This window comes from Streptomyces sp. NPDC014907 (genome assembly GCF_055562975.1).
The window spans coordinates 253,909-265,734 of sequence record NZ_JBVHEG010000004.1; the positions used below are offsets into that span (position 1 = coordinate 253,909).

12 protein-coding genes are annotated in these 11,826 nt (G+C 75.0%); 6 read left to right on the forward strand and 6 right to left on the reverse strand.

The features are described 5' to 3' along the window. The first annotated feature begins 1 nt into the window (after position 1). A complete protein-coding gene (locus ACZ3IL_RS13355) occupies positions 2-217 on the forward strand; it encodes a ferredoxin (RefSeq protein ID WP_467390464.1) in 216 nt (71 codons plus the stop codon). Between the two features lie 117 nt (positions 218-334). Here the strand turns inward: ACZ3IL_RS13355 and opcA are convergent, their stop codons facing one another. Together opcA and ACZ3IL_RS13365 are read right to left on the reverse strand one after the other, a co-directional pair. Next, the gene (gene opcA, locus ACZ3IL_RS13360; RefSeq protein WP_467389735.1) at positions 335-1,252 is read right to left on the reverse strand and encodes a glucose-6-phosphate dehydrogenase assembly protein OpcA; all 918 of its coding nucleotides are present in this window, start codon (positions 1,250-1,252) and stop codon (positions 335-337) included. Positions 1,253-1,332: 80 nt separating this feature from the next. Continuing rightward, positions 1,333-1,905: a DoxX family protein gene (locus ACZ3IL_RS13365; RefSeq protein WP_467389737.1), complete on the reverse strand. Its 573-nt coding sequence runs from the start codon at positions 1,903-1,905 to the stop codon at positions 1,333-1,335. A gap of 208 nt (positions 1,906-2,113) precedes the next feature. On the opposite strand from ACZ3IL_RS13365, the gene ACZ3IL_RS13370 reads away from it, so the two are divergent. Next, positions 2,114-2,728, forward strand: a complete 615-nt coding sequence (locus ACZ3IL_RS13370; protein ID WP_467389739.1) for an HdeD family acid-resistance protein — start codon at positions 2,114-2,116, stop codon at positions 2,726-2,728. 177 nt (positions 2,729-2,905) lie between these two features. Continuing rightward, the gene (locus ACZ3IL_RS13375; RefSeq protein WP_467389741.1) at positions 2,906-3,328 is read left to right on the forward strand and encodes a DUF350 domain-containing protein; all 423 of its coding nucleotides are present in this window, start codon (positions 2,906-2,908) and stop codon (positions 3,326-3,328) included. A gap of 196 nt (positions 3,329-3,524) precedes the next feature. On the opposite strand, the gene ACZ3IL_RS13380 is transcribed toward ACZ3IL_RS13375, so the two are convergent. After that, positions 3,525-3,995, reverse strand: coding sequence for a hypothetical protein (locus ACZ3IL_RS13380; protein ID WP_467389743.1), 471 nt, complete (start codon positions 3,993-3,995; stop codon positions 3,525-3,527). After that, complete coding sequence (locus tag ACZ3IL_RS13385) at positions 3,992-5,425, reverse strand: WGR domain-containing protein (protein WP_467389745.1); 1,434 nt, start codon at positions 5,423-5,425, stop codon at positions 3,992-3,994. Before ACZ3IL_RS13385 ends, ACZ3IL_RS13380 begins: the two co-directional genes overlap by 4 nt. A 225-nt stretch (positions 5,426-5,650) precedes the next feature. On the opposite strand from ACZ3IL_RS13385, the gene ACZ3IL_RS13390 reads away from it, so the two are divergent. Genes ACZ3IL_RS13390 through ACZ3IL_RS13400 form a run of 3 tightly spaced genes read left to right on the forward strand, consistent with a single transcriptional unit; the run spans position 5,651 to position 8,444 of the window. After that, a complete protein-coding gene (locus tag ACZ3IL_RS13390; protein WP_467389747.1) occupies positions 5,651-6,367 on the forward strand; it encodes a (Fe-S)-binding protein in 717 nt (238 codons plus the stop codon). A gap of 47 nt (positions 6,368-6,414) precedes the next feature. Further along, positions 6,415-7,812, forward strand: a complete 1,398-nt coding sequence (locus ACZ3IL_RS13395; protein WP_467390466.1) for a lactate utilization protein B — start codon at positions 6,415-6,417, stop codon at positions 7,810-7,812. Continuing rightward, on the forward strand, positions 7,809-8,444 hold the full coding sequence (locus ACZ3IL_RS13400) for a LutC/YkgG family protein (RefSeq protein WP_467389750.1): 636 nt from the start codon (positions 7,809-7,811) through the stop codon (positions 8,442-8,444). Before ACZ3IL_RS13395 ends, ACZ3IL_RS13400 begins: the two co-directional genes overlap by 4 nt. A gap of 90 nt (positions 8,445-8,534) precedes the next feature. Here the strand turns inward: ACZ3IL_RS13400 and ACZ3IL_RS13405 are convergent, their stop codons facing one another. Further along, on the reverse strand, positions 8,535-9,245 hold the full coding sequence (locus ACZ3IL_RS13405; RefSeq protein WP_467389752.1) for a glycoside hydrolase family 95 protein: 711 nt from the start codon (positions 9,243-9,245) through the stop codon (positions 8,535-8,537). A 458-nt stretch (positions 9,246-9,703) separates the two neighbouring features. Then, positions 9,704-11,665, reverse strand: a complete 1,962-nt coding sequence (locus ACZ3IL_RS13410; RefSeq protein WP_467389754.1) for an acyl-CoA dehydrogenase family protein — start codon at positions 11,663-11,665, stop codon at positions 9,704-9,706. Positions 11,666-11,826: the final 161 nt, after the last annotated feature.

The following is an 11,826-nucleotide window of genomic DNA, read 5'->3' on the forward strand; positions in this document are numbered from 1 at the left end:
GATGGGCTGGACCACCGAGGTCGACCGGGGGGCGTGCATCGGGTCGGGCATGTGCGCCGGGCTCGCCCCGGACCTGTACCGGCTGGAGGGCGCCACGGCGGAGCCGGTGCGCCGGGAGATTCCCGAGGACGAACGGGCCCTGGACGCCGCCGACTCCTGTCCGGCGCTCGCCATCACCGTCCGTGCGGGTGCCCGCACGGTGGGGCCCCGCTCCTGACCCGACCGATCACGACCCGGCCCGGCGCCGGGCCGGGCCTTGGGTACGGCGAACCGGGGCGGGCCTTGGGTACGGCGGACCGGGGTGTGACGGACCGGGCCCGGGCGCGTGACGGGATCAGGGGCGGTGGCGGTGGCGCAGGGCGGCCTCGTAGGCCTCGTCGGGGTCGAGCCGGCGCAGCTCCTCGGCGATCAGTTCGGCGGTGGTGCGGACCTTGAGGGCGAGGACCCGGTGGGGCTGGCCGGGGATGGCGAGCCGGGCCACCGGCCCCTCGGGCCGGTCGATGCGGATCTCGCCGCCCGGGGTGCCCATGCGGACGGCGGTGACGACCGGGCCTTCGGTGACGGTCCGTTCGACGGGGACTCCGAGCCGGACCTCGAGCCAGCGGGCGAGGAGTTCGGCGCTGGGGTTCTCCGCCTCGCTCTCGACCGCGGCGGAGGTCACGGTGAGCGGTGCCTGGTCGAGCGCGGCGGCCAGCATCGAGCGCCAGGGGGTGAGCCGCGTCCAGGCGAGGTCCGTGTCGCCGGGCGCGTACGAGGCGGCGCGGGTCTCCAGGGCGGCGAGGGGGTCCTCGACCGCGTACGCGTCGGTGATGCGGCGCTGCGCGAGCGAGCCCAGCGGGTCTCCGGAGGGGATCTCCGGGGCGTCGACGGGCCACCAGACGACGACGGGCGCGTCCGGCAGGAGCAGCGGGAGGACCACGGAGTCGGCGCGGGCGCCGAGTTCGCCGTGGAGCCGGAGCAGGATCGTTTCGCCCGATCCGGCGTCGCTGCCGAGCCGGACCTCGGCGTCGAGCCGGGTCTCGTGCCGTCCGCGAAGGGTGCGCGCGTGGCGCTTGACGACCACGAGGATGCGGGAGGGGTGTTCCCGGGAGGCCTCGTTGGCGGCCCTGACCGCGTCGTAGGCGTTCTCCTCGTCGGTGACGACCACGAGGGTGAGCACGGCACCGACGGCAGGGGTGCCGGTGTCCCTGCGGCCCTCCAGGATCGCCTTGTTGATCTTGCTGGAATTGGTGTCCGTCAGATCGATCTTCATGCGCGGCGCCCGTCCCTTCCTCTGCGGCGAGCCTAACCCTCCCGCGCGGCGGACGCGTGCGGGCCCCGGGTGGGACTCCGTCAGGAGGGCCCGTCGCCCGGGGAGTCCTGCCCGGAGGAATTCTGCCCGGAGGAGTCCTGCGCGGAGGCCGCCTGCCCCTGGGCGCGGCGGCCCACGACGGCCGCGGCGGCGACCGCGGTGCCGAGGAAGGCGACGGCCACCACCCACGGCCGGTCGAGGACGTGACCGGTGGCGTGGTCCAGGGAGTAGCGTCCGGCGCCCGTGACGCCGATCGCGGCGGCCGTGAAGCCGAGGAAGGCCGGGTACTCGTAGCCCCCGCCCTGGGCGAAGAAGCCGGCCGGGGCGTGCACCGAGACGGCTCCGGCCATGGCTCCGGCCGCGGCGGCGCCGGCCGCCGGGGTGGCGAGACCGAGGGCGAGGAGGAGACCGCCGCCGGCCTCGCCGAGCCCCGCGGCGACCGCGCTCCGCCGGCCCGGCGAGAAGCCCATCGCCTCCATCGCCTTGCCGGTGCCCTCGATTCCACCGCCTCCGAACCAGCCGAAGAGCTTCTGCGCGCCGTGCGCGGCGAGCACGGCTCCGGTGCCGCCCCTCAGCACGAGCAGCCCCAAGTCGCGTCGGTTGAAGTGGGCCATGGGGTTCTCCAGGTGAGGAAGACGGGGGGGGTACGTCCTCCACTGTCACCGTTCTCCGGGACGCGCGCCGCCCGGGCGGGTGTCCCCTTACTCCGTACGAGTCACCTTTTGCGGCATGTGACCGCTGTTGCTTTAGTGGGGAGGGCCGTAGCCGTCCCGTTCCGCTCCGCTCCGTCTTCCCACCCCCACGAAAGGACGGGTTCCGCCCATGGCACAGACTCATGACCGTTCCCACGAACGGCCCCAGGACCGGTCCGTACCGGCCGGGCCCCTCGGCGCGCTGGCGGGTGCCGCCTGGCAGGCCCTGCTCCTCGCCGGTTTCGTGGCGCTGGTCCTCGGCGTCCTCGTACTGGTCTGGCCCGGGGCGTCGCTGCTGGTGGCCGGTGTGCTCTTCGGCCTGTACCTGCTGTTCAGCGGCGTGATGCAACTGGTCGCCGCCTTCGGCACGCACGCGAGCACCGCGCTGCGGGTCATGGCCTTCATCAGCGGCGCGCTCTCGATCCTGCTGGGTCTGCTCTGCTTCCGGGGCGCGATGCAGTCGATCCTGCTGCTCGCGCTCTGGATCGGCATCGGCTGGCTCTTCCGGGGCATCACCCAGACCGTGGCCGCGGCCTCCGATCCGGCGGTACCGGCCCGTGGCTGGCAGGTCTTCCTCGGCATCATCAGCGCGCTCGCCGGAGTGGTGCTGATCGTGTCCCCGCTGGAGTCGGCCGCGGTGCTCACGCTCCTCGGCGGCATCTGGCTCGTCGCCGTCGGCGCCGTCGAGATCGTCACGGCCTTCCAGGTGCGCTCGCGCGCCAAGAGCCTGCCGCCGGGCGCCTGACGCCGGGCCGCCGCTCCGGCCGCCGCCCCTCCCCCGCCGTACGGCCGACCACACGGTTCCCGCCCGTCGACCACCCGGATTCCGGGCGGGCGGCGGGCGCCGCCGACGCGTGCGCTACATTTTGCCGGTCCTTGACCACCGACCCCCGCGGTCGTGAACTCCCGGAGCCGGCAACCCATGAGCGACATCGTCAACGGTCTCGGCCGGACCAGCGCCTACGGCGCCCTCGGCGTGGTCCTGCTGATCCTGGGCATCGTGCTCGTGGACCTGCTGACCCCCGGAAAGCTCGGACGGCAGATCTGGGAGGACCGCAACCGCAACGCCGCGGTCCTGCTGAGCTCGGCGCTCCTGGGCATCGGCGGCATCGTCTTCACCTCGATCTGGACGACGTACGACGACTTCGGCAAGGGGATCGTCTCGACCGCCGCGTTCGGCCTCCTCGGCCTCGTGCTGATGGCGGTGGCCTTCTTCGTGGTCGACCTGGTCACGCCGGGGAAGCTGGGCGCCACCCTCGTCGACCCCACGCCCCACCCGGCGGTCTGGGTGACGGCCTCCTGCAACATCGCGGTCTCGGCGATCGTCTCCGCCTCGATCGCCTGACCCTCCGCCCCGCCCCCGCCCGGAGCGCGGTTCCGGCGGCCGAAGCCCGGCCCCGGCCGCCCGGAGCGCGGTCCAGGCCGTCCGGAGCGCGGTCCAGGCCGCCGGGTCCCCCCGGAACCCGGCGACCGGTGTGTCCGTCCGGTCCCGCGCGGGGACGCGGTCACGGCCCCTGGCAGGGGCCGGGCCCCTCCGGCGCTCACCCCTCCGCGGGCTCCACCTCCAGGAAGCGGCGTCCGCGCGGCCCCCGGTAGAGCAGGGCCTCCCAGCCGAGCCGGGCCAGGACCGGGACGCACGCACCGAGCGCCGCCTCCTCCTCCCGGGCGGCGCCCGCCCCCGGCGGGCCCAGCCACTCCACCACGGCCGTGCCGGGCCGCTCCCCCTCCCGTACGCGGTAACCGGTGGTGCTCCGCGCCCCGGTGGCGTCCACGGACGAGGGGGTGATCCCCCCGGCCTCCAGGGCCAGGGCCACCGCCCGGACCGGCCGCCGGAGTTCCCACTCGGCGGGCACGGAGGCCGGGTCCCCGGACCCGCCCCGGGTCAGCCGTCTGATTCCCAGCAGTCCGTCGAGGGCCGCCCGGACCTCCCGGGACCGCTGCGCGGCGTCGGCCGGTGGCGGGCCGTCGCCCGTGGCCGCCTCGAAGACGCCCCCGGCTGCCCCGTCCGTCACAGCAGTCGCCGGATGTCACCGCGGACCCGGTAGAAGCCGCCCGCGGCGGGGTGCAGGGCGTCGACCACGTACCGCGCCCCGGGCTCGCGGATCGCCCTCGGGAACTGGACGTTCCACGAGCTCTCGTAGCCCTGCGAGACGACCCGCACCCGGGTCCGGCCCGATTCGTTCACGCACTCCACGACCACCGCGCCGGCCGGGGCGTCGCTGACGGTGGTCACGGCCGTGACGGTCGTGGCCGGCTCGTACACCGGGAGGGCGGCGGCGAGCTTGATGTCCCGGACGACCGGGACCGTGCCCCGCTGGGCGGCCTCGATCGCCGCCTCGCTCGCGTCCACGCAGACCAGCGAGCCGTCCGTGGTCACCAGGTAGAGCCGCTCGTCCCGGTACTGCATGGAGAGCGCCGAACCGCCGCCCGTGCCCAGCTTCCAGAGCCGGGTGCCGTCCTCCGCGAAGCAGTAGACGGAGGAGGACGAGTCCGCCGCGAAGACGAACCGGCCGCCGGGCGAGGTGGCACAGGAGTACACCGGGCTGTCGCAGGAGTACACCGCCTCCACCCGGCCGTCCTTCTTCGCGAGCCGCTGCACCTTCTTGCGGGCCGTGCCCGCGTAGACCGCGGTGTCCTCCTGCCAGCCGAAGAGGACCCCGCCCTCGGTGGCCGTGTGCCACAACTCGCCACCGCCGTCCGGCGCGTGGGCGGCGACGCCCCGCGTGTCCCCGTAGTAGACGGCGTCGCCGTCCGCGCGGACCATCCAGGCGTGCTCGCCCTGACCGCCGCGCGCCCACTGGTGCTCGTCCTCGTGGTCGATGACGGTGAGCCGGCCCGACCGGTCGGCGACGTGCAGGACGCCCTCGTGGATGTCGAGCCAGAAGATGTCGACGTCGGTGGCGATGTCGTACGCGGCGAAGGGGAGCTTGGACGACAGGTCGTACACCTTGCCGTCGTCACAGCCCGCGTAGATCCAGAAGTCGTCGGCGACCAGGCACTTGACGCCGTCCGGCAGGCTGAACCGGGCCTGCACCTCGCCGGCGCGGTCGAGCGTGAAGACGTCTCCCGCCTGGTTGCCGACCCAGCAGCGCTCCTCGTCGACGTGGATGCCGAAGGCGGCCGAACCGGTCCGGAAGCGCCAGAGCACCGGGGCGACGGCGCGCGCGGTGGAGGGCGCCGAGGTCACCTCGCGGCGCGTCACCGGGCGGGCGGCGCGGACGCCCGGCACCGCGGGCGCGTACCCCTTGCGGACCTTCTCGCCGATCTTCTTCGCGGCCGCGGCCTGGGCCTTCTGCGCCGTCGGGAACGTGGAGCGCTGCGTCTGCCCGCTCGTGCCGATCCGGCCGTACCGGACCGTGACCGCGAGGTCCTCCACGGTCACTTCGTAGAACTTGTGGGCACCGCCGCCGTCCTGCGACAGCTCCAGATAGGTCGTCGTCATGGAGAGAACGGTAGGGCCAGCCACTGACAGCGCCCCGGCGTCCCCCTCCCCGGCCCGGGACGCCGCTTCCGGCACGGGACCCCGCACCCGGCCGGCGGGCGCCCGGCGGAAAAGATCCCCGCCGACGGCCGGACGTCCGGCCGCGGCTCCTGCGACACTGCGTACCACGCCGGAACGGCACCAGGAACGCGTCCCCCCGACCGAACCGTCCCCGAGGAACCAGTGATGCGCGTCGCCCTCTTCGTCACCTGCGTCAACGACGCCGTCTTCCCCGCGACGGGCATGGCCACGGTCCGGCTGCTCGAACGGCTGGGGGTGGAGGTGGACTTCCCGGCCGCGCAGTCCTGCTGCGGGCAGCCCCAGTTCAACACCGGTTACCGCGAGGAGACCGCGCCGCTCGTACGGCGCGCCGTGCGGGCCTTCGAGGGGTACGACCACGTCGTCACCCCGTCCGGGTCGTGCGCGGCGATGGTGCGGCACCACTATCCGGCGTTCGGCGCGGAGGCGGCGGAGCTGGCGCCGCGCGTGCGCGAGCTGACGGAGTTCCTGGTGGACGTGCTCGGCGTGACGGACGTGGGCGCGTACTTCCCGCACCGGGTGACGTACCACCCGTCCTGTCACGGCCTGCGCCTGCTCGGGCTCGGGGAACGGCCCCGGCGGCTCCTGGAGGCGGTGAGGGGCCTGGACCTCGTGGAGCTGCCGGGCGCGGAGGAGTGCTGCGGCTTCGGCGGCACCTTCGCCGTGAAGAACCCCGACGTCTCGGCGGCGATGGGCGCCGACAAGATCACGAGCGCCCTGTCCACCGGCGCGGACGTCTTGTGCGGCGCGGACAACTCCTGTCTGCTGCACCTGGGCGGCATGCTGGCCAGGCGGAGGACGCCGCTGCGCGCGCTGCACCTGGCGGAGATCCTGGCGAGCACGGAAGAGGAGCCCTGGCAGTGAGCGAGGAGAAGAGGCGCGCGTCCGCGTCCGGCCCGGCCTTCGTCGGCATGCCGGCCTTCCCGGAGGCGGCGAGGGACGCGGTCGGCGACACGACCCTGCGCGCGAACCTCAGGCACGCCACCCACACGATCCGGGACAAGCGGGCGCGGGCGGTGGCCGAGCTGGACGACTGGGCGGAGCTCCGGGAGGCCGGCCGGCGGATCAAGGACGAGACGCTCCGGAACCTGGAGTCCCACCTGCTCCGGCTGGAGGAGACCGTGACGGCGGCGGGCGGCACCGTGCACTGGGCGGAGGACGCGGCCGAGGCCAACCGGATCGTCACCGGGCTGATCCGCGCCACCGGCGAGACCGAGGTGGTCAAGGTCAAGTCGATGGCCACGCAGGAGATCGGGCTCAACGAGCACCTGGAGGCCGAGGGCATCGCCGCGTACGAGACGGACCTCGCGGAGCTGATCGTGCAGCTCGGCGAGGACCGCCCCTCGCACATCCTGGTCCCGGCCATCCACCGCAACCGGGGCGAGATCCGCGACATCTTCCGCGAACGGATGGGGAATTGGGGCCGCCCCGCGCCGGAGGGGCTGAGCGACGACCCGGCCGACCTGGCGGAGGCGGCCCGGCTGCACCTGCGGGAGAAGTTCCTGCGGGCCCGGGTCGGCGTCTCGGGGGCGAACTTCATGGTCGCCGAGACCGGCACCCTGGTCGTCGTGGAGTCCGAGGGCAACGGCCGCATGTGCCTGACCCTGCCCGAGACCCTGATCTCGGTCGTCGGCATCGAGAAGGTGGTGCCGACCTGGCGGGACCTGGAGGTCTTCCTGCAGACGCTCCCCCGCTCCTCGACGGCCGAGCGCATGAACCCGTACACCAGCACGTGGACGGGCACCACGGACGGCGACGGGCCCTCGGCCTTCCACCTCGTCCTCCTCGACAACGGGCGCACCGCCGCCCTCGCGGACGAGGTGGGACGGCAGGCGCTGCGCTGCATCCGCTGTTCGGCCTGCCTCAACGTCTGCCCGGTGTACGAGCGGGCCGGCGGCCACGCGTACGGCTCGGTCTACCCGGGGCCGATCGGCGCGATCCTCACGCCGCAGCTCCGGGGCACGGCGAGCGAGGTCGACGCCTCCCTGCCGTACGCCTCCTCGCTCTGCGGCGCCTGCTACGAGGTGTGCCCGGTCGCCATCGACATCCCCGAAGTCCTGGTCCACCTGCGGGGGAAGGTGGCGGAACAGGGCGGCCACCGCCTGGAGAGGGCCGCGGTCAGGGCGGCCACCTGGGTACTGGACCACCCGGGCGTGCTCGCGGCCGGGGAGCGCCTGGCCTCCCGCACCCGCGCGCTGCACCCCCGGCGGGCACCGGGCCCGGGGGTCCGCCGGTGGACCGAGAGCCGCGACCTGCCGGACATGCCCGCCGAGCCGTTCCGCGACTGGTGGAGGAAGAACCGCACATGACCGACTCACGCGCGCGCGTACTCGCCCGTGTCCGCGCCGCCGTCGCGGACGCGCCCGCCGCTCCCGGCGTGGTCCGCGACTACCGCGTCCGGCACACGGCCGGGGACCCGGCGGGCGTCCTCGACCTGCTCCACGAGAACCTCGCCGACTACCGGGCCCACGTCCACCGCACCGTCCCCGGCGGCCTGGCGGAGGTGATCGCCGAGATCCTCGCGGAGCGCGGCGTCCGCGAGGTCGTCGTCCCGCCCGGCCTGCCCGCCGGCTGGCTCGCCCGCACCGACGCCCTCCGGCGGACGGACGAGCCCCCGCTGACCCCGTCCGCGCTCGACGCGGCCGACGCCGTGGTGACGGGGTGCGCGGTGGCGATCGCCGAGACCGGCACGCTCGTCCTCGACGGGGGTCCGGGGCAGGGCCGACGCGCCCTCACCCTCGTTCCCGACCTGCACCTCTGCGTGGTCCGGGCGCCGGAACAGGTGGTCGCCTCGGTCCCCCTGGCGCTCCCCCGGCTCGACCCGGCACGTCCGCTGACCTGGATCTCGGGCCCGTCCGCGACGAGCGACATCGAACTCGACCGGGTCGAGGGCGTCCACGGGCCCCGGACGCTGGAAGTGGTCCTGGTGACGGACGACTGACGCCGGGGGTCCGGCGCGGGACGGGTCCGGGGCGGGGACGCGGGCGGCACGGGGCGGGGACGCGGGCGGCTGCGCCCGTCCCGCGGTCGGTCACGCCCGTCCCGCGCCCCTGGGCGACGCGGTGTGCCGGGCGAGGAGCCGGGCCCGGAGGAGAGCCGGGTCCGGCGGCGGGCGGTCCGGTCCGGTGCCCGCCAGGGCCCGCAGGGCCGCCGCCTCCCGGACCGGGTCGAACCCGTCGCCGTGCGGCCGTACGCGGGTGAGGAGCAGGAGCCGTCCGGCGCCCTCGACCCGGATGCCCGAGGCGGTGACCGCGGTCCGGCCGGCGTCGGCCAGCAGGAGGGTGAGGCCCGTGTGGTCGAGGAGGCCCCTCGGGTGGCGCACCCGCAGGGTGAGCAGGGTCTCGCGGCGGGCGGTGGCGACGCCGCGGCCGGTCTCCAGGCCGGGCGGAGCGCCGGGCAGCCGGTGGTCGAGGTCGACGTCGACGGCGGGACCGGGGGCGGTGACGTACTGGACGAGGACGTCGTCGGGGCGGGAGACGAAGACCTCGCTGCGCCGCTCCCCGCACAGGACGAGGACCGCTCCGGTGGCGGGGTCGACGGATCTGCGCACGGGGAGGGCGGGCGCGGCCGGGACGCGCCGGACGCGGGTCCTGAAGACCGGGAGCGGGACGGTGGCGCCGTCCGGGAGCGCGGGGGCGTGGGTGACGGTCACCCGCTCGCCCTCGGGACCGCCGTCCACCAGGGGACCGGACCGGTCGTTCTCCGCCGGAAGGCCGTCTCCCCGGGTGTCGTGGCGCGTCACGGCCGTTCCCCGGGGGCCGGCGGGCAGTGGTCGCCGCGGCACGGGGGCCGCCCGCCGGGGCCGGTCCCGCGCGCGGTCCGGTGGCCGGGTCCGGCCACCGGGTGGTGCGGGAGGCGTTCCGGTTCGGGGTCCACGGGGCGGACACCCCCTTCTGCTCCTCGGGGCGGACGGTCACCCCTCTGTCGCCGCCGGGCGGGGGAAGGTTGCCGCCGCCGGGAAATCCCCGGAAGCCGGCCGGTCCGGGCGTCCGTGACCTCCCGGACGCCCGCGACTTCCCGGACGTCCGTGACCTCCCGGTCCCCCGTGACCTCCCTGTCGTCCGTCGGCGAGGGCGCCGGGAATCCCCGCAGGTCCGCAGCTCCGGACGCCCGGCCGTCCGGAGCCTCCCGCTCGTCCGCCGCCCCGGAGGACCCGGGCCGACGCGTCCGGAGCCGTCCCCGGGTCCGCCCCTCCCCGGGTCAGCCCACCAGGTCGGGTGCGCGCAGCATCTCGGGCGGCACGCCCCACGCGTCGACGAGGTCGACCGCGAGGGGGCGGACCCCGCGGCAGAGGTCGTTCACCTCGCGGCTGATCGCCTTGGAACGCTGGACGGTCAGCCGGCCGTGCTCCATGAACCAGGCCCGGTCGGCCTCGATCGCCGACAGGGCGAACAGGTCGCAGAGCAGGGTGAGTGCGGCCTTCTCGCCGCCCTCGGGCAGGGTGCGCACCTTGTCGACGAACGCCTCCAGGACCAGCCGTTCGACGTGTGCGCGGGCGAGCGCGACGACGTGGTCCTGGACCTGCGAGAAGACGGTGCCGGGGTCGCCCTTCCGGTCGATGCCGCGCTTGAGGCGCCGGGCCACGCCGGCGAGCATGTGCTCCTCGCGGTAGCGGACCATGGCGAGCTGGTACTCCGGGTCGAGCAGCCCCGCCTCCTGGTCCCACGCGTCACCACCGGGCAGCAGGTCGCGCACCCGTTCGAGCAGTTTGTGGGCCGACGTCCTCTCCAGGACCGTCCCGACGGCGAGGCCGGCGACGTGGCGGACCACGCCGAGCTGGTCCAGGTCCTCGAACTCGCTCGCGTAGTCGGTGAGGAGGCCCTTGGCGACGAGTTGCAGCAGGACGTGGTTGTCGCCCTCGAAGGTGGTGAAGATGTCGCTGTCGTTCCTGAGGGCGGCGAACCGGTTGACGGCGAGGTAACCGGCGCCCCCGCACGCCTCGCGGCACTCCTGGACGGTCCGGGTCGCGTGCCAGGTGCTGAGCGCCTTCATGCCGGCGGCCCGCGACTCGAGCCGGCGCCGCGCCCGCGCGTCGTCCTCGGCCCCGGAGAAGACGTCGTGGAGTTGCGCGCGTACGGCGTCCTGGGCGAAGTGCAGCGCGTACGTGCGCGCGACGAGCGGCAGCAACCGGCGCTGGTGCAGTCCGTAGTCGAGGAGGAGCCGCTCCCCCGCGCCCGGGGAGGCCTCGAACTGCCGGCGCCGCACGGCGTACTTCGTGGCGATCGTCAGGGCGACCTTGGCGACGCCGATCCCGGCGCCGGCGACGCTGACCCGGCCCTGCACCAGCGTGCCGAGCATGGTGAAGAAGCGCCGGTCGGGGTTCTCGATCGGGCTGGTGTAGACGCCCTCGGGGCTGACGGCGGCGAACCGGTCGAGCAGCGCCTCGCGTGGCACCCGCACGCCGTCGAACCGGATGCGGCCGTTGTCCACGCCGTTGAGGCCCACCTTGCGTCCGTCGTCCTCGATCCGGACGCCGGGGGCCACCTCGCCGCCGGTCCGGACGGGCACGACGAAGGCGTGTACGCCCTCGGATCGTCCGCCCACCTCCAACTGGGCGAAGACGACGGCCAGTTCGGCGTGCCGGGCCGCGTTGCCGATGTAGTCCTTGCGCGCCTGGTCGCCGTGGGTGGTGAGGACGAACTCCTGGCTCGCGGCGTCGTACCGCGCGACGGTGCCGAGCGCCTGCACGTTGGAGCCGTGGCCGGTCTCGGTCATCGCGAAGCACCCCATCAGCCGTCCGGTGATCAGGTCCCGCAGATGGGCCTCGTGGTGGCGGGCGGTGCCCAGGTGGAGGATCGCGCCGCCGAAGAGACCGAACTGCACACCGGTCTTCACCAGCACCGACAGGTCGCCGAAGGCCAGGGTCTCGAACGCGGCGATCGACGCCCCGACGTCACCGCCCCCGCCGTACTCGCGCGGGAAGCCCATGCCGGTCTGTCCCGTCGCGGCCATCTCGACCACGATCTCGCGCACCCGCTCGCGGAACGCGTCGACGCCGAGTTCCTCGGCCTCCTCCAGGACGGAGGCGTGCGTCACCAGATTGGCGCGGACGAGGTCGCGGATCTCCGCGTACTCGCCGTCGAGGATTCCGGCGAGCGCCCGGACGTCGATCCCGGGCCGCGTGCGACCGCTCGTGGCGGGGGGTGCGTTGTCGGTGGCCATGCCCCTTCGCTACCCCGCTCCGGGACGATCAAGCGGGGTCGGCCACGACGGCCCCGCTCGTCGCCCGCTCCGCGCTCCGGGCGGGCGAGCGGGGAGCGGGACCTCCCGGCGGCGGCGCGGACGTCCCCCTCCGCGCCGGGCCGCGCCGGCCCCGTTCCCCG